The sequence below is a fragment of the Ruegeria sp. CE8 genome (genome assembly GCF_056537465.1).
This window is the reverse complement of the sequence record NZ_JBQFRP010000003.1, coordinates 460,046-479,236: the sequence shown is the minus strand read 5'-3', so window position 1 is coordinate 479,236 and position 19,191 is coordinate 460,046. Positions and strand designations below refer to the sequence as shown.

General features: G+C 56.8%; 21 protein-coding genes. 9 read left to right on the top strand and 12 right to left on the bottom strand.

Annotated features, from left to right (window positions below; all coding sequences use genetic code 11):
- Positions 1 to 12 precede the first annotated feature (12 nt).
- The 4 genes from phoU to ACR0AA_RS08050 all read left to right on the top strand — a co-directional run bounded on the left by phoU (position 13) and on the right by ACR0AA_RS08050 (position 3,653).
- Positions 13 to 714, top strand: a complete 702-nt coding sequence (gene phoU / locus ACR0AA_RS08065) for a phosphate signaling complex protein PhoU (RefSeq protein WP_480661779.1) — start codon at positions 13 to 15, stop codon at positions 712 to 714.
- 12 nt (positions 715 to 726) lie between these two features.
- A complete protein-coding gene (phoB, locus tag ACR0AA_RS08060; protein ID WP_480661777.1) occupies positions 727 to 1,416 on the top strand; it encodes a phosphate regulon transcriptional regulator PhoB in 690 nt (229 codons plus the stop codon).
- A 123-nt stretch (positions 1,417 to 1,539) separates the two neighbouring features.
- Entirely contained in the window at positions 1,540 to 2,769 is a 1,230-nt protein-coding gene (locus tag ACR0AA_RS08055) for an acyl-CoA dehydrogenase (protein ID WP_480661775.1), read from the top strand.
- A 116-nt stretch (positions 2,770 to 2,885) separates the two neighbouring features.
- Positions 2,886 to 3,653 carry an SDR family oxidoreductase gene (locus tag ACR0AA_RS08050; protein ID WP_480661773.1) on the top strand — a complete coding sequence of 256 codons (768 nt, stop codon included), beginning with the start codon at positions 2,886 to 2,888 and terminating at the stop codon, positions 3,651 to 3,653.
- Here ACR0AA_RS08050 and ACR0AA_RS08045 read toward each other — a convergent pair.
- Together ACR0AA_RS08045 and ACR0AA_RS08040 are read right to left on the bottom strand one after the other, a co-directional pair.
- Positions 3,650 to 4,519, bottom strand: a complete 870-nt coding sequence (locus tag ACR0AA_RS08045; RefSeq protein WP_480661771.1) for an acyl-CoA thioesterase — start codon at positions 4,517 to 4,519, stop codon at positions 3,650 to 3,652. The genes ACR0AA_RS08050 and ACR0AA_RS08045 overlap by 4 nt on opposite strands.
- Before the next feature lie 47 nt (positions 4,520 to 4,566).
- The gene (locus tag ACR0AA_RS08040) at positions 4,567 to 5,796 is read right to left on the bottom strand and encodes a serine hydrolase domain-containing protein (protein ID WP_480661769.1); all 1,230 of its coding nucleotides are present in this window, start codon (positions 5,794 to 5,796) and stop codon (positions 4,567 to 4,569) included.
- A 197-nt stretch (positions 5,797 to 5,993) separates the two neighbouring features.
- Here ACR0AA_RS08040 and ACR0AA_RS08035 point away from each other — a divergent pair, with 197 nt between their 5' ends.
- Positions 5,994 to 6,602, top strand: coding sequence for a DsbA family protein (locus ACR0AA_RS08035; RefSeq protein ID WP_480661767.1), 609 nt, complete (start codon positions 5,994 to 5,996; stop codon positions 6,600 to 6,602).
- Between the two features lie 12 nt (positions 6,603 to 6,614).
- Here the strand turns inward: ACR0AA_RS08035 and ACR0AA_RS08030 are convergent, their stop codons facing one another.
- A complete protein-coding gene (locus ACR0AA_RS08030) occupies positions 6,615 to 7,640 on the bottom strand; it encodes a phosphotransferase family protein (RefSeq protein WP_480661765.1) in 1,026 nt (341 codons plus the stop codon).
- A 23-nt stretch (positions 7,641 to 7,663) separates the two neighbouring features.
- Entirely contained in the window at positions 7,664 to 8,482 is an 819-nt protein-coding gene (locus ACR0AA_RS08025) for an SDR family oxidoreductase (protein ID WP_480755816.1), read from the bottom strand.
- Between the two features lie 134 nt (positions 8,483 to 8,616).
- Between ACR0AA_RS08025 and ACR0AA_RS08020 the strand changes: the two genes are divergently transcribed.
- The 3 genes from ACR0AA_RS08020 (at position 8,617) to ACR0AA_RS08010 (ending at position 10,948) form a co-directional block, all read left to right on the top strand.
- The gene (locus tag ACR0AA_RS08020) at positions 8,617 to 9,618 is read left to right on the top strand and encodes an NADPH:quinone oxidoreductase family protein (protein ID WP_480661933.1); all 1,002 of its coding nucleotides are present in this window, start codon (positions 8,617 to 8,619) and stop codon (positions 9,616 to 9,618) included.
- Between the two features lie 128 nt (positions 9,619 to 9,746).
- A complete protein-coding gene (aroQ, locus tag ACR0AA_RS08015) occupies positions 9,747 to 10,196 on the top strand; it encodes a type II 3-dehydroquinate dehydratase (protein ID WP_480661762.1) in 450 nt (149 codons plus the stop codon).
- Positions 10,193 to 10,948, top strand: coding sequence for a LuxR family transcriptional regulator (locus tag ACR0AA_RS08010; protein WP_480661760.1), 756 nt, complete (start codon positions 10,193 to 10,195; stop codon positions 10,946 to 10,948). The genes aroQ and ACR0AA_RS08010 overlap by 4 nt, the downstream gene beginning before the upstream one ends.
- A 364-nt stretch (positions 10,949 to 11,312) precedes the next feature.
- Here ACR0AA_RS08010 and tsf read toward each other — a convergent pair whose 3' ends face one another.
- The 5 genes from tsf to ACR0AA_RS07985 form a co-directional block, all read right to left on the bottom strand.
- The gene (gene tsf / locus ACR0AA_RS08005; RefSeq protein WP_480661758.1) at positions 11,313 to 12,188 is read right to left on the bottom strand and encodes a translation elongation factor Ts; all 876 of its coding nucleotides are present in this window, start codon (positions 12,186 to 12,188) and stop codon (positions 11,313 to 11,315) included.
- A 77-nt stretch (positions 12,189 to 12,265) separates the two neighbouring features.
- Positions 12,266 to 13,057 (bottom strand): 30S ribosomal protein S2, encoded by a 792-nt coding sequence (gene rpsB / locus ACR0AA_RS08000; protein WP_475203200.1) that lies wholly within the window; start codon positions 13,055 to 13,057, stop codon positions 12,266 to 12,268.
- A gap of 166 nt (positions 13,058 to 13,223) precedes the next feature.
- Complete coding sequence (olsA, locus tag ACR0AA_RS07995; protein WP_480755815.1) at positions 13,224 to 14,099, bottom strand: lyso-ornithine lipid O-acyltransferase; 876 nt, start codon at positions 14,097 to 14,099, stop codon at positions 13,224 to 13,226.
- Complete coding sequence (gene olsB, locus ACR0AA_RS07990; RefSeq protein WP_480755814.1) at positions 14,065 to 14,820, bottom strand: L-ornithine N(alpha)-acyltransferase; 756 nt, start codon at positions 14,818 to 14,820, stop codon at positions 14,065 to 14,067. Before olsB ends, olsA begins: the two co-directional genes overlap by 35 nt.
- 98 nt (positions 14,821 to 14,918) lie before the next feature.
- On the bottom strand, positions 14,919 to 15,101 hold the full coding sequence (locus tag ACR0AA_RS07985) for a DUF3553 domain-containing protein (RefSeq protein WP_480661752.1): 183 nt from the start codon (positions 15,099 to 15,101) through the stop codon (positions 14,919 to 14,921).
- Positions 15,102 to 15,145: 44 nt separating this feature from the next.
- On the opposite strand from ACR0AA_RS07985, the gene ACR0AA_RS07980 reads away from it, so the two are divergent.
- Positions 15,146 to 15,742 (top strand): histidine phosphotransferase family protein, encoded by a 597-nt coding sequence (locus tag ACR0AA_RS07980; RefSeq protein ID WP_480661750.1) that lies wholly within the window; start codon positions 15,146 to 15,148, stop codon positions 15,740 to 15,742.
- On the opposite strand, the gene ACR0AA_RS07975 is transcribed toward ACR0AA_RS07980, so the two are convergent.
- The 3 genes from ACR0AA_RS07975 to obgE are packed head-to-tail and all read right to left on the bottom strand — an operon-like array spanning position 15,739 to position 19,174.
- Complete coding sequence (locus ACR0AA_RS07975; RefSeq protein ID WP_480661748.1) at positions 15,739 to 17,001, bottom strand: glutamate-5-semialdehyde dehydrogenase; 1,263 nt, start codon at positions 16,999 to 17,001, stop codon at positions 15,739 to 15,741. The genes ACR0AA_RS07980 and ACR0AA_RS07975 overlap by 4 nt on opposite strands.
- Before the next feature lie 44 nt (positions 17,002 to 17,045).
- Positions 17,046 to 18,152: a glutamate 5-kinase gene (gene proB / locus ACR0AA_RS07970; protein WP_480661746.1), complete on the bottom strand. Its 1,107-nt coding sequence runs from the start codon at positions 18,150 to 18,152 to the stop codon at positions 17,046 to 17,048.
- Positions 18,140 to 19,174 (bottom strand): GTPase ObgE, encoded by a 1,035-nt coding sequence (obgE, locus tag ACR0AA_RS07965; RefSeq protein WP_480661744.1) that lies wholly within the window; start codon positions 19,172 to 19,174, stop codon positions 18,140 to 18,142. The genes proB and obgE overlap by 13 nt, the downstream gene beginning before the upstream one ends.
- Positions 19,175 to 19,191: the final 17 nt, after the last annotated feature.

The window sequence follows — 19,191 nt, the reverse complement described above, 5'->3', positions numbered from 1 at the left end:
AGGTATTTGAACATGACCGAACAACATATTGCATCCGCATTCGACCGCGACCTGGAAGCGGTACAGGCCCATATCATGAAGATGGGTGGGTTGGTCGAAGCCGCGATCATGAATTCCGCGCGCTCGCTTGAGTCCCGCGACGAGGAACTGGCCCAAGAGGTGCGTCAGGGCGACAAGGCCATCGACGCGCTTGAGGACCTCATCAACGAGGAAACAGCCCGGCTGATTGCGCTGCGTGCTCCTACGGCGAGTGACCTGCGTCTGGTTCTTTCGGTACTGAAAGTGTCGGCAAACCTGGAACGCATTGGGGACTATTCCAAAAACATCGCCAAGCGAACCACGGTTCTGGTCAATGCAGGCGAGATTAACGGCAGCGCTGCAGCCCTGCGCCGCATGGCGCGCGAGGTCGAGCGGATGCTGCGCGACGCTCTGGACGCCTACATCCAGCGGGACGCCGAACTGGCCGCTGACGTGATTGACCGGGATGAGGAAGTCGATCAGATGTACAATGGTCTGTTCCGTGAATTTCTGACCTTCATGGCCGAAGACCCGCGGAACATTTCGTCCTGCATGCATCTGCATTTCATCGCCAAGAACATTGAGCGTATGGGCGACCACGTCACCGCCATAGCCGAGCAGGTTGTTTATCTGGTCACCGGCGAGCGCCCGACCGAAGCGCGGCCCAAGGCCGATATCACGTCGCAATCCGCATAGGAGATTACGGATATGTCTGCGGATCAACCAACTGTTCTGGTTGTCGAGGATGAACTGGCGCAGCGTGAAGTGCTGGCCTACAACCTCGAGGCAGAAGGCTTTCGGGTTTCCAAAGCGGCCAACGGCGAAGAGGCACTGCTGCTGGTAGATGAAGATAGTCCTGACATTATCGTTCTCGATTGGATGATGCCGAACCTCAGCGGGATTGAGGTCTGCCGCCGGCTGAAAACACGGCCTGACACGCGCGCGATCCCGATCATCATGCTCTCGGCACGATCCGAAGAGGTCGACAAGGTGCGCGGTCTTGAAACTGGTGCCGATGACTATGTGGTCAAACCGTACTCGGTCGTTGAGTTGATGGCGCGCGTACGTACTCAACTGCGTCGGGTTCGTCCGGCGACTGTTGGAATCCGGTTGGAATACGGTGATATCATTCTGGACTCGGAAACTCACAAGGTCAGTCGCAACAGCAAGCCTTTGAAACTGGGTCCGACCGAATTCCGCCTGCTGAGCACGTTTATGGAAAAACCCGGACGCGTCTGGAGCCGCGAGCAATTGCTGGATCGTGTCTGGGGCCGGGATATCTATGTCGATACCAGAACGGTTGATGTTCACATCGGCCGCCTGCGCAAGGCTCTGACCCAGCACGGCGGCGAGGATCCGGTTCGGACAGTCCGCGGTGCCGGTTACGCGCTGGGGTAAGCGAACGGGGCAGGGCGCGCCCCGTTCTATGAGGTTTACTCATGGTTAGATGCGAAACTCTGACTGTTTTTTGCGTTTCTGGCGGGTTACTTTGCGGCAAAGCTGACTAAGCGGAGAAGCAAGATGAACGCCCCTGACACAAAACCGACTTTGCGCGCCAAAGATGCACCTGATATGGGATCGTTCACATGGGACGATCCGTTTCGCCTTGCGGATCAGCTGACCGAAGATGAGCGTATGATTGCGGCAAGCGCAAATGCATACGCGCAGGAAAAGCTTCAGCCCCGGGTTTTGGAAGCTTTTCAGAAAGAAGAGACCGATCCGGAAATTTTCCGCGAGATGGGCGAAATGGGCCTGTTGGGCACCACGATCCCCGAGGAATATGGCGGTCTGGGCTCAGGTTACGTGTCCTACGGATTGGTCGCGCGCGAGGTTGAGCGTGTCGACTCCGGCTATCGATCAATGATGTCGGTGCAAAGCTCGCTGGTGATGTATCCGATCTATGCCTATGGCAGCGAAGAACAGCGTCGGAAATACCTTCCGAAACTGGCCAGTGGTGAATGGGTCGGCTGCTTTGGCTTGACCGAACCAGACGCAGGTTCCGATCCCGCCGGAATGAAAACCCGCGCCGAGAAAATCGACGGTGGCTACCGGCTGACCGGCAGCAAGATGTGGATCTCGAACTCGCCAATTGCGGACGTATTTATTGTCTGGGCCAAATCTGATGCCCATGACGGCAAGATCCGCGGCTTTGTTCTTGAAAAAGGCCTCAAGGGTCTGAGCGCGCCAAAGATTCAGAATAAAATGAGCCTGCGTGCGTCGATCACCGGTGAGATTGTGTTGGACGGCGTCGAAGTGGACGAGGGTGCGTTGCTGCCTCACGTGCAGGGCCTCAAAGGTCCTTTCGGATGCCTTAACCGTGCGCGTTATGGCATCAGCTGGGGCGTCATGGGCGCCGCCGAATCCTGCTGGCATGGCGCTCGCCAGTACGGGCTGGATCGCAAACAGTTCAACAAGCCCTTGGCACAGACACAACTATTCCAGCGCAAACTGGCAGACATGCAGACTGAGATCGCGCTGGGTCTTCAAGCCAGCCTTCGTGTTGGTCGTCTGATGGATGAAGCCGAAGCCGCGCCCGAAATGATCTCAATCGTCAAGCGCAACAACTGCGGCAAGGCATTGGACATCGCTCGGATGGCGCGTGATATGCACGGCGGCAACGGTATCTCTCTGGAGTTCCAAGTGATCCGCCATATGGTCAATCTGGAAACCGTGAACACGTATGAAGGCACACACGACGTTCACGCGCTGATCCTGGGGCGGGCGCAGACCGGGCTGCAGGCCTTCTACTAGGATATTTCAGATATCGTGTAATCGGTATTATGTATAAAAATAGCTGTGCGATTAGGGCTTTTCTCTAATCGCCAGTGCCTTACGATACTTTCCTAAACGCCTGAATGGAGTTTTGGATGAAGTTGAATGGTAAGACAGTGGTCGTAACCGGCGCAGCCAACGGCATTGGCAAAGGCCTTGCAACCCGGTTCGCGCATGAAGGTGCTACTGTCGTATGCGCAGATATCGAAGCGGATGCTGCGATATCTGTGGCCCAGGAAATCGGCGGTCACGCAGTTTCTTGCGACGTTTCTGACGAAAGCAGCATCAAAGCGCTGATTGATCACGTCGAAGATAAGATCGGCCCGGTTGATCTGTTTTGCGCAAATGCTGGTATTCTTACACTCGGTGGTCTCGACGTGCCGGATGAAGATTGGGATCGGATCTGGAAGATCAATGTCATGTCCCATGTCTGGACAGCGCGGCACCTGGTTCCACGTATGATTGCTCGCGGCGGCGGTTACATCATGACCACGGCCTCGGCGGCTGGATTGCTGAACCAACCCGGCGCTGCGCCATACGGGGTTTCAAAGCACGCTGCCGTTGGTTTCGCTGAATGGCTGTCTCTGACGTATGGCCATAAAGGCCTGCGCGTGTCCGTTCTGTGTCCACAAGCGGTTCGATCTGAAATGACGCGCGGCTTTGAGGACTCGGTCGCGTCTATCGACGGAATGCTGGAACCCGAGGACGTTGCCCAAGCCTGTGTTGAAGCGATTGAGGCAGAACAGTTTCTGGTGCTGCCACATCCGCAGGTGTTGGACTATATGAGGCACAAAACCGGGGATTATGATCGCTGGCTGGGCGGAATGCGTAAGCTAAATCAACAGTTTACCGAAGGCGGCTAAGGCTTTTTCTGCGCCTTGCGCATCAGACCTTCCTGAGTGACCGATGCCACTAGCGTGCCGTCCTGAGCGTAAATGGACCCTCTGTTAAAGTTGCGCCCTCGCCCGGTCCAAGGTGAATCCATAGAATATAGATGCCAATTCTCGAAGTGGATCGGAGCGTGAAACCACATCGCGTGATCCAGGCTGGCGGCATTGACTTCGCCGGTAAACCAGCTCAGCCCGTGTGGGCGCATACCAGAACCCATGAGATACATGTCCGAAGCGTAGGTCAGCAGTAGCTGCTGAGTGGCTGCATCAACGCCTGCAGCGCCAGGCATACGGAACCAGACCTGGTTTCGGTCATCCGATTTCTCCGGCGTAAACGGGTCCAGGTGACTGGCTTCGCGGACTTCGATCGGACGCTCTCGGGTCAGCTCTCCGCGCAGTTTCTCGGGTACCAGATGCAGGTATTTCTGGCGCAGTTCGGTGCGCGACGGATAGCTTTCGGGTGATCCCGTTTGAGGCATCTGGTGGTGGTGATCCCATCCCTCATCGAGAATGTGAAACGAGGCCGACATGTTCAGGATTTGCTTGCCGTGCTGAATCGCGACCACGCGTCGCGTGGTGAAGGAACCTCCATCTCGGGCTCTATCAACTTGATAAATAACAGGAATAGACGGATCACCGGGGCGAATAAAGTAGGCGTGCAGAGAATGACACAGCCGATCTTCTACGGTTCTGTACGCCGCCGCCAACGCTTGTGAGACGACTTGTCCGCCAAATATCCGGGTCGGTGTTTCTCCACCTGATCCTGTGCCCCGAAACAAATCAACTTCAAGCCTTTCGAGGTTCAAAAGGTCAAGAAGGACACGTTCTGCTTCGGTCATGATTGTCGCTCCGGTTATTCAGGCTAGGCGTATCAGTGCCACATGGATCATTCAATCAAGGCAGCCAAGACGAGTGCTTTTAGTTCTGCACGTGACGGGTATGAACTGGACGGGGACAATTGGGTGAAAAACACCGCGCTCAGATCGTTGCAGCGATCAATCCAAAAGAACGTCGACGCCATGCCGCCCCAACTGAAATCGCCCAACGAACCGGGTGTTCGGGTGCGGCCCGGGTTCACGACCACCGAGCCGGCCAGGCTGAAACCCATGCCTTCCATCGGCTGTTCGGCGAAGCTTTGCGGGCCCATCGAGGCGATGTCGCCGGGCAAATGATTATGCAGCATGAAGTCTACGGTCTTGGGACCCAATAGCCGGTTCCCGTTACCCTGCCCTCGGTTCCGCATCATTTCGACAAACTTCGAATAGTCGTCAATCGTACTGACCAAACCTCCGCCACCAGAAAACGTTGTGGCGTTTTCAAAAGGAGAGTCACCCGCTTGATCCGTTAGCCGCAGGGTATCCTCGCCGGTTTCGGCCGAGTTCAGCGCCATGGCATCCCCGGCCAGTGGCGTATACAGGGAGGCAAACCGATCCCCTGCCCCTTTGGGTACAGAAAACCCGGTTTCGACCATTCCGAGCGGCTCAAAAATCTCTTGAGCAAAGAACTGATCGAGTGACTTTCCTGAAACCACCTCGACCACACGGCCCAGCACATCCGTGGAAACCGAGTATTCCCAGCGGGTTCCGGGCTGAAACGCCAGCGGCAATTCAGCCAGCACGCTGATCCGGTCTTTCAGAGGACCTTGATCCGGACCAAAGATAAGGTCTTTTGCATCCATCGCCGACGGCAGAACGCCCGGATTGAACGGATAGCTGAACCCCCCTGTATGAGTCAGCAATTGGTGCAGCGTTGGCGTCGGGGCATCCTCGGTCTGGTCCAGACGTTCCGCGCCCAGGACCAAGGCCTTCATCGACCCAAACTCGGGAATGAAATCAGATATTTGAGCGTCGAGGTGAAACAGGCCACGCTCGGCCAGCATCATAATGGCAACCGAGGTGATGGGCTTGGTCATCGAATAGATGCGGGCAATCGTGTCCCTTTGAAATGGCAGCCCCTTTTCGACACTTCTGACGCCACACTCATGAAAAAACACTTCGGAACCTTGATGTCTCAGCAACAGCGAACTGCCCGCGTATTTCCGTTGATCGACATATCGCTGCATCCAGTCGCGGATGCTGTTCAGGCGGGTTGGATCAAGGGCCAACTGGCTGCACATGGATGTCAGGTCTCCTTGGGTCGTGAGACTGATCTTGACGGGTGGCGCACTGAATTGACAGGGGAATTCGCGTTTTTTCGCTGTTGGGTTCACTGCAACGCTGCGTGTCTTTCATTCCACCTGTTACACTGAATGCGTTACAGATTCGCCTTGTGTCGCAGAGTGCAGTTCATTGATCGCCGTATCGGAGTTAGACCATGACGCAGTCAATAGATTTCATTTTCGATTTCTGCAGCCCCAATGCCTTTCTGGCGCATAAGGTTTTGCCCGAGTTAGCCGAACGTGACGGTGTTCAGTTGAACTATGTGCCTGTGTTACTATCCATAGTGTTCAAGGCGACGAACAATCAAAGTCCGTTTCAGGCTTTCTCAGAAAACCGCCAGAAGTCAGCATATCTGACCCATGACCTTCATCGTTTTGCCCGGAGGCGCGGTCTGAGTTTTCACATGAGCCCGCATTTCCCGATCAATACGAAATTCGCAATGCGGGGCGCTATTTTTGCGTCAGGAAAGTCATGGGAAAATAACTATATAGAAGCTGTTTTTGATGCGATTTGGGTGCATGGACAGAAAGTCGATGAACTAAGTGTTCTGATGGACATTATACAGGAACATGGACTTCCTGTGCGAAAACTGCGTGAGGCAATGACCGGCGCGGACGTGAAGCAGCGGCTAAAAGAACAATCCAAAGCCGCTGTAAGGCGCGGGGTATTCGGGGTACCCACGATGTTTGCTGGGTCCGAGATGTTTTTCGGCAAAAACAGCCTGGGTAATCTTGAGTTGGAGCTTTCTCAGTCTGAACATTGAAAGCCGCCTGACCTATTGCTCAAGCGCAGCAAGGCCGTGTTTCGCGAACACCGGGACGTAGGCGCCGAACACCTGCGCGCGCTTGGGGTCTGACGCATTTCCATCCAGTGCGCGTTTGTAGACACCCTGCAGAATTCCTGCCATTCGGAAGAAATTGAAGGCCAGGTAAAAACCGAAACTCTCGATCCCTGGCAGATTCCGGCGCTGACAATAGCGTTCGATAAACTCCTGATCAGATGGCAATCCCAATGCCTTGCGGTCAACGCCGGCCAGTCCTCGCCCTTCCTTGCCGGGTGGCAGCTGCCATTGCATGATGACCGCGGCCAGATCCGCATAGGGGTGTCCGATGGTGGACAGCTCCCAGTCCAGAACGCCGACGCAACGTGTACCATTTTGCTGGAACATCAAATTGTCGATGCGGTAATCGCCATGCACCAGTGTTCGTTGCCCGTCGTCCTTTGGGATCGACGATTGAAGCGCGGAAATCAGAGTGTCCATTTCGGCAATCGTCGTTGTTTCTGAGGCTCGATACTGCTTGGTCCACCGTGCAATCTGACGTTCAAAGTAGTTTCCCGGTGGGCCATAGTCAGACAACCCGACCGCATCGACGTCGACCTCGTGCAGATCGGCCAACACGCGGTTCATTTCGTCGAACACGCCCGAGCGGGTTTCGTTGTCGGTCCCATCCATGGTGGGTTCCAAAAACACGCGCCCCTGCAATCGTTCCATGATGTAGAAAGCGGATCCGATAACGTCGTCGTCCTCGCACAACAGCATCATGCGAGGAACTGGCACCGCACTTTCGGCCAATGCCTTTTGGACCTGAAACTCCCGTTCCACCGCATGGGCCGATTTCAACAAAACGCCGGGCGGCTTGCGACGCAGCACATATGTTTTTGATGGCGTGCGCAGCTCGAACGTCGGGTTGGACTGGCCTATTGCGAACTTCGTCGCCTCTAGCGGTCCTCGGTAGCCGTCTAGATTTGCGCTCATATAGGTATCGAGGTTTAGCAGGTCGAGTTGGGCTTTATATGTCATTTCAAAAACCTATGACCCATTTCTTACAGCGCCTCGGCAAAGATATTGCCGGCCGTTACAACGTTGATGCCACCAGAGACAGGGATGACGGCCCCGGTAACGTAGCTGCCGCCACGTCCACACAGAAACAGCACGCACCCGGCGATATCCTCGACGCGTCCGACGCGTCCCATCGGCACCGATTTGCCAACCTTGTCGCGGGTGCCTTCGTCGGCCGTTGCGAAGGCCGTCATGCGCGACACAAAAGGTCCGGGTGCTAGGGCGTTGACTGTGACGTGATACGGGGAAAGCTCCTTGGCCAGAATTTTGGTCAGGTGCAGCACGGCGGCTTTCGATGCAGAATAACTGTAGGCGCCATCACCCATGGGAACTTCGCCCATAACCGAACCCACATTGACGACGCGTGCCGGGTCATCGGGGGTTCCGGACTTCATCAGCATAGGCAGCAGTCTTTGGGTCAGTTCAAACAACCCGGCGACATTGATAGACATGACCTTGTCCCACGCGTGATACGGAAACTGCCCCATCGGCGCGCCCCAGGATATCCCGGCATTATTCATCAATATATCAAGCTGATCCGTGCGCCTCCTGACCTCGTCAACCATCGCCTGAACACCGTCTTCGGTGCCGACATCACCGCTGAACCCTTCTGCGCTGCCAGGGGCGCCTAGGGCATTCAACTCGGCGGCGACGGCCTCACAGGCATCACCCTTGCGCGATGCGATTAATACGCGTGCCCCTGCCCTGACCAGCGCCTCGGCTGCCATCCGGCCAATTCCGGTCGCACCACCGGTTACCAGTGCGGTTTTTCCCTCCAGTGAAAATAGGGCTTCAGGGGTCATTGTCTGCTCCTCGATTGTGATTAGTGGCGCGGGCGATGGTCGCGGACGAGGATTGCGCCTCGCCGAATTGTTGACAACGTCCGCCGCTGCGCCAAAGTTCCTCCTAACCGAATAACAAGGACAACATGGCCGATATGCAAGCTTTACTCAGCGTCGCTCCGGGCGGGCCGGAAACTTTGGAACTTACGACTCTACCCGATCCGGTGCCGGGCAAAGGAGAATTGCTGGTCGGAGTCAAAGCCGCCGGGGTCAATTTTCCCGATACGCTGATGATCCAGGACCTGTATCAGATCAAGCCACCAAGACCATTCGCCCCCGGAGGTGAAATCGCCGGTGAAGTATTAGCAGTTGGCGAGGGCGTCAGCGGATTTGATGTAGGCGACCGGGTTTCGGCGCTGACTGGACACGGCGGTTTTGCAACGCATCTGACCGTCAAGGTTGCAACGGCCGTCAAGTTTCCCGATACGATGCCTTTCGAAGACGCGGCCTGTTTCATTTTCACCTACGGAACCTCGTATCACGCGTTGAAGGATCGCGCGGCGTTGAAGCCCGGGGAAACCCTTTTGGTCTTAGGTGCGGCGGGAGGCGTCGGAAGCGCTGCCATTGAGTTAGGCAAGGCAATGGGCGCCCGGGTGATCGCCGCGGTATCTTCGCCGGAAAAGGCGGATTTCTGCCGTCAAATCGGTGCGGATGAGACCATCGTCTATTCACGCCAGATGGATCGTGACGCGCAAAAGGCATTTTCTTCTGACATCAAAGCGTTAGCTGGCTCAAATGGAGTTGATGTCGTCTATGACGCTGTTGGCGGCGACTATGCTGAGCCCGCACTGCGTAGTATGGCGTGGAATGGAAGGTTTCTTGTTGTAGGTTTTCCGGGTGGCATTCCCAAAATCCCGCTCAATCTGCCGTTGTTGAAAGGCTGCCAAATTGTTGGCGTGTTCTGGGGGGCTTCGGTGTTTCGGGACCCAAGGGGCCACGCGGAAAATATCAGTGAGCTGTTCGATTTATATGCAAAAGCTCAGATAAAGCCGCAAATCAGCGCCCGATTTCCGTTGGAAAACGCGAGCGACGCTCTGACCTTGCTGAGTGAGAGGTCTGTTCTCGGAAAAGTTGTGGTTACGATACCCGAAACCTGACAGCAGCCGAGGTTCATTATCTAGGGATGATGGTGTTCGATTGGCGACACTCGCCCGATGAGTGCGCAGGCTGGTGGACATCCATACCTTTTCACGTTTATGAACCAATAAATGGGGATTGTGAAATAATGTATAAAGTTCTGATTTTGAACGGTCCAAACCTGAACCTACTGGGTACTCGGCAACCCGAGGTTTATGGTCGTACGACTTTGAAAATGGTCGAAGAAGCTTGCGTAAACCATGGTGCGTCCGTTGGGTTGGACGTTTCACATGTGCAATCAAACCACGAAGGTGCGTTGATTGATGCCATCCATGCGGCCAAAGGTACGCAGGATGGGATCGTTCTGAACGCAGGAGCTTACACCCACACGTCGATCGCACTGATGGATGCGATTTCCTCGGTCGAGTTGCCGGTGGTGGAAGTTCATTTGTCCAATATTCATGCCCGCGAGCCCTTTCGACACACTTCCTATATCGCGACGGTTGCACTGGGCCAGATTTGTGGATTTGGCCTTCAAGGCTACGTTATGGCGCTGGACGCGCTGTCGGCTCATCTCAAGAATGAGGGGGCCGCATGAAGCTGGGCGAATACCTTAATTTTCTCAGCTACGTCAAAACGCTGGAAGAGCTTTGGGACGCTCATTGCCGCCAGATGGCAGAGTTCGGTTTCGACCGACTGCTGTATGGTTACACGCGTTACAGAACCGAAACCTCGCTGGGTGACCCCGAAGACTTCACCATCCTGACCAACCACGGGAATGACTACATTGATGGTTTCGTGCGGGACGGACTGTACTTCCACGCTCCGATGTTGAAATGGGCGTTGAACAACGAAGGTGCAGCCAGCTGGAAACTGATCCAGGACATGAGTTCTGACGGCACGATGACCGCCGAAGAACGTCAGGTCTATGAGTTCAACCGATCAAAAGGTGTGGTGGCCGGATACACCATCAGCTTTACGTCTGTGTCGATGCGGTCCAAAGGGGCAATTTCACTTTCCGCTGGTGGGTCGGTCAGTCAGAGTGACGTCGACGCGATCTGGGCGGAACATGGCGATGACATCCTGTTGATGAACAATGTCGCGCACCTCAAGATCCTCACCCTGCCCTACAATGCCCCAAACCGAGCCCTGACAAAGCGCCAGCGTGAGGCGTTGGAGTGGGTCGGTGACGGAAAGACAACGCAGGATATCGCCCTGCTCATGGGGCTGACCGCGGCAACGGTAGAAAAGCATCTCAGGCTCGCGCGCGAATCTCTTTCGGTTGAGACCACGGCGCAAGCTGTACTGAAGGCTTCGCTGCAAAATCAGATGTTCAAAATGGAAGCATGACGTGTCATTTTTGACGCTGATTTGCGTCAATTTACGTTGGGTAAGGAAAACATGACTTCCCAAATCTGAGCCCTAGTTGCAAAGTGATAGCGTTCCGTGAGTGGTGGCTTTAGCCTGGGAACGTTTTGGTTGGATCTTTGCATTAACAAAGCTCTCCGATCACTCTGACACAAGGGCGCCTATTTGTACGCGTCTCTTAGTTGGAATTTTGGGGGGCCTCGACCATCCCCATCTGCGGGGCCCCTCATTCCTTCAATAATCATGTGAGTTCGGTGCGCGAACCAGCGAAAAAAAACCGGCTACGCATAGCGTAACCGGTTAATTTCTTTTCAGGGTAAAGGCCCCTTTCGAGGCCTCTCCTGTCTTAGCCTTGTGCGGCTTTGGCAACTTCGGCTGCGAAGTCTTCTTTTTCGACCACGATGCCTTCGCCAACTTCCAGACGTACGAAACCGGTGATGGTTGCGCCTGCTTCTTTGGCCGCTGCTTCAACGGTCAGGTCAGGGTTCACAACGAAGGACTGGTTCAGCAGAGTCGATTCAGCCACGAACTTCTTCATACGGCCTTCGATCATCTTCTCGATCACCTGTTCCGGCTTGCCGGATTCACGGGCGATGTCCATCTGGACCTGCTTTTCCTTCTCGACCACTGCCGGATCCATGTCTGCCTCGGACAGAGCTGCCGGGTTCACGGCCGCGATGTGCATTGCAACCTGCTTGCCGATTGCTTCGTCACCGCCGGTCATAGCAACCAGAACGCCGATTTTGCCCATGCCGTGGGTGGCTGCGTTGTGGACGTAGGACACAACCGTGTCGCCCGACAGTTTGGCCATGCGGCGCACTGACATGTTCTCGCCGATGGTAGCGATCTTGTCGGTCAGCGTGTCAGCAACGGATTTACCGCCCAGATCAGCAGCCAGCAGTGCTTCGACATTGTCGACGCCTTCAGCTGCGTATGCGATCTTGCCAACCATTTCCTGGAAATCGGCGTTTTTCGCGACGAAGTCGGTTTCCGAGTTCACTTCGACCGCGACACCGCTGCCACCGTCGACGTGCACTGCAACCAGGCCTTCTGCTGCGGTACGACCCGATTTCTTGGCCGCTTTGGCCAGACCCTTGGTGCGCAGCCAGTCAACGGCTTCGTCCATGTTGCCGCCGGTTTCAGTCAGCGCCTTTTTTGCGTCCATCATGCCTGCGCCGGTCGAGTCGCGCAGTTCTTTAACCATTGCTGCTGTGATTGCCATCTTTTGGCTCTCCTCAATTCAAACGGAATTGGGGCAGGTCATACCCTGCCCCATATGTCATTTACGTGACGGGCAGCTTACGCTTCTGCAGGTGCTTCTGCTTCGGCGGGTGCTTCTTCAGCAACGGCTTCCTCGGCCGGAGCTTCTTCGAAGGCACCGATGTCAACGCCAGCCGCACCCATCTGAGCGGTCATGCCGTCCAGAGCCGCGCGAGCGGCCAGGTCGCAGTACAGCGAGATCGCACGGGCCGCGTCGTCGTTGCCGGGGATGATGTAGTCAACGCCGTCGGGCGAGCAGTTGGTGTCGACAACAGCCACAACCGGAATACCCAGCTTGTTGGCTTCTGCGATGGCCAGTGCTTCTTTTTTGACGTCGATGACGAACAGCAGGTCCGGAACGCCGCCCATCTCACGGATACCGCCCAGCGAAGCCTGCAGCTTGGCCTGGTCACGTTCCATGCCCAGACGCTCTTTCTTGGTCAGGCCTTCTGCGCCCGATTCCATCGCTTCGTCAATCTGGTTCAGACGGTTGATCGACTGGGAAACGGTTTTCCAGTTGGTCAGAGTGCCGCCCAGCCAGCGGTGGTTCATGTAGTACTGAGCCGACTTTTCAGCAGCTTCGGCGATCGGGCCAGCAGCCTGACGCTTGGTGCCAACGAACAGAACGCGGCCACCTTTTGCGACGGTATCACGAACAGCCTGCAGCGCCTGGTCCAGCATCGGAACGGTCTGGGTCAGGTCCATGATGTGGATGCCATTGCGCGAGCCGTAGATGAACGGGCCCATGCGGGGATTCCAACGCTGTGTCTGGTGACCAAAGTGAACGCCAGCTTCCAGCAGCTGACGCATGGTGAACTCGGGAAGAGCCATGCTATTTTCCTTTTCCGGTTTACGCCTGGGCGGGGGTGAAAGAAGCGGATGCTCCAACCGGCGGTCTTGATGAGGATGTCTCCCTCAAAAAGGCCAAACCCCGCCTGCGGGTTTGAATGGCGCGCGTATACGGCAGGAATTCGGGCAGCGCAAGGGCCAATCGCCCTTATTTTTCAAGCCGCGCCAAAGCATGCGCATGGCGCACGGCCTCTTCGCAATGTGCGGCGAGCGCTTTGCGGTCGGTGAAGTCGCTGACCTTGGCGGGCGCATGGTAGATCAACTCGACACTGCCCTGCTTGCGGGCGCTCAGTGTTTTGAGGAGATGCGGCGCGAAATCCATATCGCCCCACCAGCCATAGAACCGGTCCGGTTGTCCGACAGGCGCGTGAAACACCACCGAAACGGGTTGAACATACATAAATTCCCGAAGTTCCTCTGAAAAGAACGCCGCGAAGAGTGTTGTTTTGAATGGCAAAACGCGCAGTCCGTCGGTCGAGGTTCCTTCGGGGAAAAACAACAGCTTGTGGCCAGCTTTTAGGCGTTCTTCGAAGATCAGGGTCTGTTCGCGGGCCTTCTTGCGGTCGCGCTCGATAAAAACGGTGCCCGTAGAACGTGCCAACCAACCAATTCCGGGCCATTTGGCAACTTCGGCTTTTGAGACGAAATAAACGCGTTTGCGGGCATTTAGTGCAAAAATGTCCAGCCACGAGGTGTGGTTTGCGACCACGGCCCCGCGCTCTTTCATCAGTTCTCCGGAACTGCGAAATCCTATGCCCAGTAGACGCAGCGCATTGCGACAGACGAATTGCGCGATAAACGGGGTGATCGGGCGGCGTACCCCGTACAAGGGGCGTTCGATCAGGCGCACTGCTAACAGAAGGATCAGTCCGCCGAAGACAAGCAGCGCCAGCGGTACTCCTCGCAGGACCACTAGCGTCCAGCCGACCAACCCCAGTTCGACTGGGTCAGGCGCATCCTCACTATTCCAAAGCGGATCGGACACCGGCTCAGGCTCCGCCATAGATACGTCGCTGGCGTTCATTCATACGCGCCGTGTCAAGGATCAGGCAGACATCCGTCGTGTTGAAGGCGTGGTCGATGAAGGCCCCCTCACCCACAAAACCGCCGAGGCGTAGGTATGCCTTGATCAGTGCGGGTACCTGCACCATCGCAGCGCGCCGATCCAGAGCATCTGGCGCGACGAGGTCCATGGATTGAAACACGTCCGGCTGAGCTCTGACCCGCAGGTCCGGTGGGGCCAGATGGTTGTGGTGCAACATCGACAAGGGCTGCGCGAGTTTTTGAACGTCGATGCCGTGGAAACTGGCGACACCAAACAGTACCTCGATTTCGCGCTCGGTCACATATCCGGCTAGGCCGTTCCACAGATGGTACATCGCCGTGCCGCCCCGATAGTCAGGATGCAGGCAGGACCGGCCAAGCTCCAGCAGCTTGCGGCCGCTCTGCTTCAATACGGTCAGATCGTATTCGTCTTCGGAATAGAACTGTCCCAATTCCAGTGCACGTTCGCCCGGTAACAGCCTGTAAACACCGATAACTTCGCCTGTGGCGTCGTCATAGGCCAGCATGTGGTCAAAGTAGGAATCAAACCGGTCCTGCTCTAGGCCTGCTTCGTGGTCCACCATCTCACCGCCGCCGCCCAATTCGCGGACGAATACGTCGTAACGCAACCTTTGCGCCGCGCGCAGTTCTGCCTCGGACTCGGCAAGTTTGATGGTGAAAGAAGGGCCTGCATCCGGCATCGGGGTTTCCGTTATTGTTTAGGCGCTGATACCGCAGTTTTTGGGCGAATGGCAACCGGCACGGCTGGTGCCGGGCGTTAACCATTCCTAAACCAGTTTCACGGATCAAAGACCGGCATCAGGGCGATGCGGGTTCCGTCAATCACAACTTTCCCCTGCTCGCGGAAGTTCACGGTGACTTTGCCCCCAATGTTGGACTGTACCTGACCAACACCCCAATCGGGGAAATCGGGGTGGCGGACATACATGCCCGGTGCAAGAATGGCATTGAGGTCTGTCATGAACGGGCTCCGGTCCGGCGGCAGATACAGCAGGAGAAGTATGCATGGGCGACACCAACGTCAATCTGGCCGAATTGATCGGCTCCCGGATTTGCCACGATTTGATTAGTCCCATTGGAGCAATCACCAATGGTCTCGAGCTGCTTGAGATGGTTGGTTCTGTTCAGGGGCCTGAGATGGAGCTGATTACGGGCAGTGTTGGCAGTGCCGGGGCAAGAATTAGGTTCTTTCGCGTCGCTTTTGGTTCGGCCAGTGATCAGCCCCTGGGCCGCGCCGAGGTCTCGGAGCTTCTGAAGGACATCGAACGCGCCGGCCGTGTCCGCGTCAACTGGCATCTGACCGAGGCGGTTCCGCGCAATCAGGTGAAACTCGCCTTTTTGGCACTGATGTGCTGTGAAAGCGCAATGCCCATGGGCGGCGAGGTAACGGTCGAAAGTTTCGGCGGCGGTTGGACGGTAACGGGCGTTGCCGACAAGCTAAATTTGGATATGGATCTTTGGAAGAACCTGCCAAAGGGTCAGTTTCCAAACAAAGTAACCCCGGCTCAGGTGCAGTTTGCGCTGTTGCCACAAACCGCCGTGTCGATGGGGCGGCGGGTGTCGGCGGAGACCGCCTCAACCCGCGTTGTCATCCGTTTTTAGGAACGGACGGTCCCATTGCCACGGACCAGATATTTGAAGCTGGTCAACTGGGCGGCCCCTACCGGGCCGCGTGCGTGCATTTTGCCGGTTGCAATACCGATCTCGGCCCCCATGCCAAACTCTCCGCCATCGGCGAATTGAGTCGAAGCGTTGTGCATCAGGATCGCGCTGTCCAGCCGCTCAAAGAAATGCGCAGCCGCTTGAGCATCCTCAGTCATGATGCAGTCCGTGTGGTTCGACCCAAACTGCCGGATATGAGCGATGGCCGCGTCAATGTCCGCCACGGGTTTGGCCGCGATGATGCTGTCGAGGAACTCTTTGCCCCAGTCATCATCGGTTGCCTCAACGCTGCCTTCGATGGCCAAAGGACCTTGGGCATGAACTTCGACGCCAGCAGCTTGCAGGGCTGAGATGATGTCCCGGCCAAGGGTCTCGGCAATGTCCTGATGGATCAGAAGGCATTCAGCCGCACCGCAAATACCCGTGCGCCTTGTCTTGGCATTCAGCACGACATCCAGCGTTTTCTGTGGGTCGGCCGCCTTGTCGACATAGATGTGCACGATGCCCTCGAGATGCGCAAAGACCGGCACGCGCGCCTCGCGCTGAACCAGTCCGACCAGCCCCTTGCCGCCACGCGGAACGATAACGTCCACGTAATCGGTCATGGTCAGCAGTTCCTGTACTGCGGCGCGATCCCGCGTCGGGATCAGTTGTATCGAGTCTTCAGGCAGGTTCGCGGCCTTCAGCCCTTCGACAAGACAGGCGTGAATGGCGGTTGAGGAATGGAAGCTTTCCGAGCCACCGCGCAGGATCACCGCATTGCCGGATTTCAAGCACAACGCGCCCGCATCTGCAGTAACATTGGGACGGCTTTCATAGATCACCCCGATGACGCCCAGCGGTGTGCGCACGCGCTGGATGTTCAGGCCCGAGGCCATGTCCCATTCGGATAGAACTTCGCCGACGGGATCGGCCTGATCTGCAACGGTGCGAAGACCGTCGACCATGCCCTGAACACGCGCCTCGTCCAACATGAGGCGATCCATCATCGCAGGGCTCAGGCCTTTTTCGCGACCGAACTCCAGGTCTTTCTTGTTCGCCTCGATGATCTGCGCGCGATTGGCCCAGACGGCGTCAGCCGCGGCGATCAGTGCAGCATGCTTACGTTCGGCACTTGCAAAGGCCAGATCGGCCGAGGCCGCTTTGGCGCGTTTTCCAAGATCGGCCATCAGGGCGGGAATGTTGTCGAAATCCTTCATCTCAGGTGCCTTTCGGTCGGTCTTTTGGTTCTACCATCGCGCCGTTACAGCGCCAAATCATCGCGGTGGATCAGCACGGCCCGGCCTGGATACCCCAGTGTCGCCTCGATTTCCGAGGATTTCCGCCCTTTGATCGCATCCGCCTCTTGCGCGGTATAGCGGCTGAGGCCCTGTGCGAGCCGCCGCGACTGCGGATCCATGATGGCAACCGGATCGCCACGCCCGAAGTCGCCAGTGACTTCAACGATGCCAGCGGGGAGCAAACTTTTACCGTTGCCCAACGCCTTTGCAGCGCCTGCGTCGACCACAATCTCACCGCGGGGCTTCATGGCCGAAATCCAGCGCTTTCGCGCGGCATGCGGGTCAAGAGTTGCCGTGAACCAGGTGCAGTTTGCGCCATCTTCAAGCGATTTCAGAGGGTTCAGAGTCGAACCTTCGGTAATTGCCATGTCACACCCTGCCGCCGTTGCCATCTTGGCCGCCAGCAGTTTTGTCTTCATCCCGCCCTTGGACAGGCCAGAACCCGCGTCACCTGCCATCTCTTCGATCTCTGGCGTGATGGTTTCGATAACGTCGAACCGCTTGGCAGTGCTGTCCTCGTTGGGGTTGCCAGTATAGAACCCATCCACATCGGACAACAGGATCAGCTGGTCGGCCCCTACCGTCACCGCGATCTGCGCCGCAAGCCGGTCATTGTCGCCATACCGGATCTCATCTGTGGCCACTGTGTCGTTTTCGTTGACAATCGGAACCGCACCCAAGCTCAGCAGAGTCTCCAGCGTCGCGCGCGAGTTCAGGTAGCGCCTCCGGTCTTCGCTGTCTTCCAACGTCACCAGAACCTGTGCGGTGGTGATCTTGTGGGGCGTCAGAGCCTCTTCATAGGCGCGTGCCAGCCTGATCTGGCCCACCGCTGCCGCAGCCTGAGACTGTTCCAACGGCAAAGTCGCCATTGGCAGGCCCAAAACTCCGCGCCCCAATGCGATTGAGCCGGACGAGACTAGAATCACATCAGTCCCCTGCCCCTTGAGCCACGCCACGTCTCGGGCAAGCGAATGCAACCAGTCTGATCTCAGCAAACCCGTATCGCGATCTACCAGCAAGGCAGACCCGATTTTGACCACCAATCGGCGTGCTGCGGTCAGGGTTGCCAAGACTTCGTCTCCTCAACGGGTTTTTGCCGCAGTCGGTTTTCGTCGATTTGGGTTCGCAAGGCGCGCAAAACCTCGGTCACGCCCAGATGCGCAACGCCGGACATTGTCATCACAGGGCCGCCAACGGCCTCTTCCAACTCGGCCTTTTTCAGCTCCAACTCGTCCTCGTCCAGCGCATCGACCTTGTTGAGAACCGTAATGCGTGGCTTTTCCGCCAGCTCACCGCCATAGGCTTCGAGCTCATGAATGATGGTCCGGTAGTCCTCGGCCACGGTTTCCGACGTACCATCGACCAGATGTAACAGAACAGCGCACCGTTCGACGTGGCCAAGGAATCGATCTCCGATGCCACGCCCTTCGTGTGCGCCTTCGATCAGGCCGGGGATGTCGGCGACAACGAATTCCACATTGTCGACACCCACGACGCCCAGATTGGGATGCAGTGTTGTAAACGGATAATCGGCAATCTTGGGGCGCGCGTTTGATGTGGCGGCCAGAAAGGTCGATTTACCCGCATTGGGCATGCCCAACAGACCAACATCTGCGATCAATTTCAGTCGCAGCCAGATCGTACGATCAATTCCGGCCTGCCCCGGATTTGCGCGGCGCGGAGCCTGGTTGGTGGCCGATTTAAAGTGCAGGTTGCCAAAGCCACCATTGCCGCCCTTGGCCAACAAGAAACGCTGCCCAACTTCGGTCAGGTCGCAGATAACCGTCTCTTCGTCTTCGTCCAGTATCTCGGTGCCAACGGGAACGCGCAGGATGATGTCGTCGCCATCCTTGCCTGTCCGCTGCTGACCACGGCCGGGCTGGCCGTTCTTGGCGAAGAAGTGCTGCTGATAGCGGAAGTCGATCAGGGTGTTCAGCCCATCCACAACCTCGGCCCAGACGGACCCGCCTTTACCGCCGTCGCCGCCATCGGGACCGCCGTATTCAATGTACTTTTCGCGCCGAAAGCTGACGCACCCGCCACCGCCGGCCCCGGACCGGATGTAGACCTTTGCAAGATCGAGAAATTTCATGACTGTCCCCTAATGCA

What these genes read in the sequence shown, in the direction of transcription:
- phoU (WP_480661779.1), top strand. Translation starts at nt 13, where the DNA reads ATGACCGAACAACATATTGCATCCGCATTCGACCGCGACCTGGAAGCG.
- phoB (WP_480661777.1), top strand. Translation starts at nt 727, where the DNA reads ATGTCTGCGGATCAACCAACTGTTCTGGTTGTCGAGGATGAACTGGCG.
- ACR0AA_RS08055 (WP_480661775.1), top strand. Translation starts at nt 1,540, where the DNA reads ATGAACGCCCCTGACACAAAACCGACTTTGCGCGCCAAAGATGCACCT.
- ACR0AA_RS08050 (WP_480661773.1), top strand. Translation starts at nt 2,886, where the DNA reads ATGAAGTTGAATGGTAAGACAGTGGTCGTAACCGGCGCAGCCAACGGC.
- ACR0AA_RS08045 (WP_480661771.1), bottom strand. Translation starts at nt 4,519, where the DNA reads ATGACCGAAGCAGAACGTGTCCTTCTTGACCTTTTGAACCTCGAAAGG.
- ACR0AA_RS08040 (WP_480661769.1), bottom strand. Translation starts at nt 5,796, where the DNA reads ATGTGCAGCCAGTTGGCCCTTGATCCAACCCGCCTGAACAGCATCCGC.
- ACR0AA_RS08035 (WP_480661767.1), top strand. Translation starts at nt 5,994, where the DNA reads ATGACGCAGTCAATAGATTTCATTTTCGATTTCTGCAGCCCCAATGCC.
- ACR0AA_RS08030 (WP_480661765.1), bottom strand. Translation starts at nt 7,640, where the DNA reads ATGACATATAAAGCCCAACTCGACCTGCTAAACCTCGATACCTATATG.
- ACR0AA_RS08025 (WP_480755816.1), bottom strand. Translation starts at nt 8,482, where the DNA reads ATGACCCCTGAAGCCCTATTTTCACTGGAGGGAAAAACCGCACTGGTA.
- ACR0AA_RS08020 (WP_480661933.1), top strand. Translation starts at nt 8,617, where the DNA reads ATGCAAGCTTTACTCAGCGTCGCTCCGGGCGGGCCGGAAACTTTGGAA.
- aroQ (WP_480661762.1), top strand. Translation starts at nt 9,747, where the DNA reads ATGTATAAAGTTCTGATTTTGAACGGTCCAAACCTGAACCTACTGGGT.
- ACR0AA_RS08010 (WP_480661760.1), top strand. Translation starts at nt 10,193, where the DNA reads ATGAAGCTGGGCGAATACCTTAATTTTCTCAGCTACGTCAAAACGCTG.
- tsf (WP_480661758.1), bottom strand. Translation starts at nt 12,188, where the DNA reads ATGGCAATCACAGCAGCAATGGTTAAAGAACTGCGCGACTCGACCGGC.
- rpsB (WP_475203200.1), bottom strand. Translation starts at nt 13,057, where the DNA reads ATGGCTCTTCCCGAGTTCACCATGCGTCAGCTGCTGGAAGCTGGCGTT.
- olsA (WP_480755815.1), bottom strand. Translation starts at nt 14,099, where the DNA reads ATGAACGCCAGCGACGTATCTATGGCGGAGCCTGAGCCGGTGTCCGAT.
- olsB (WP_480755814.1), bottom strand. Translation starts at nt 14,820, where the DNA reads ATGCCGGATGCAGGCCCTTCTTTCACCATCAAACTTGCCGAGTCCGAG.
- ACR0AA_RS07985 (WP_480661752.1), bottom strand. Translation starts at nt 15,101, where the DNA reads ATGACAGACCTCAATGCCATTCTTGCACCGGGCATGTATGTCCGCCAC.
- ACR0AA_RS07980 (WP_480661750.1), top strand. Translation starts at nt 15,146, where the DNA reads ATGGGCGACACCAACGTCAATCTGGCCGAATTGATCGGCTCCCGGATT.
- ACR0AA_RS07975 (WP_480661748.1), bottom strand. Translation starts at nt 17,001, where the DNA reads ATGAAGGATTTCGACAACATTCCCGCCCTGATGGCCGATCTTGGAAAA.
- obgE (WP_480661744.1), bottom strand. Translation starts at nt 19,174, where the DNA reads ATGAAATTTCTCGATCTTGCAAAGGTCTACATCCGGTCCGGGGCCGGC.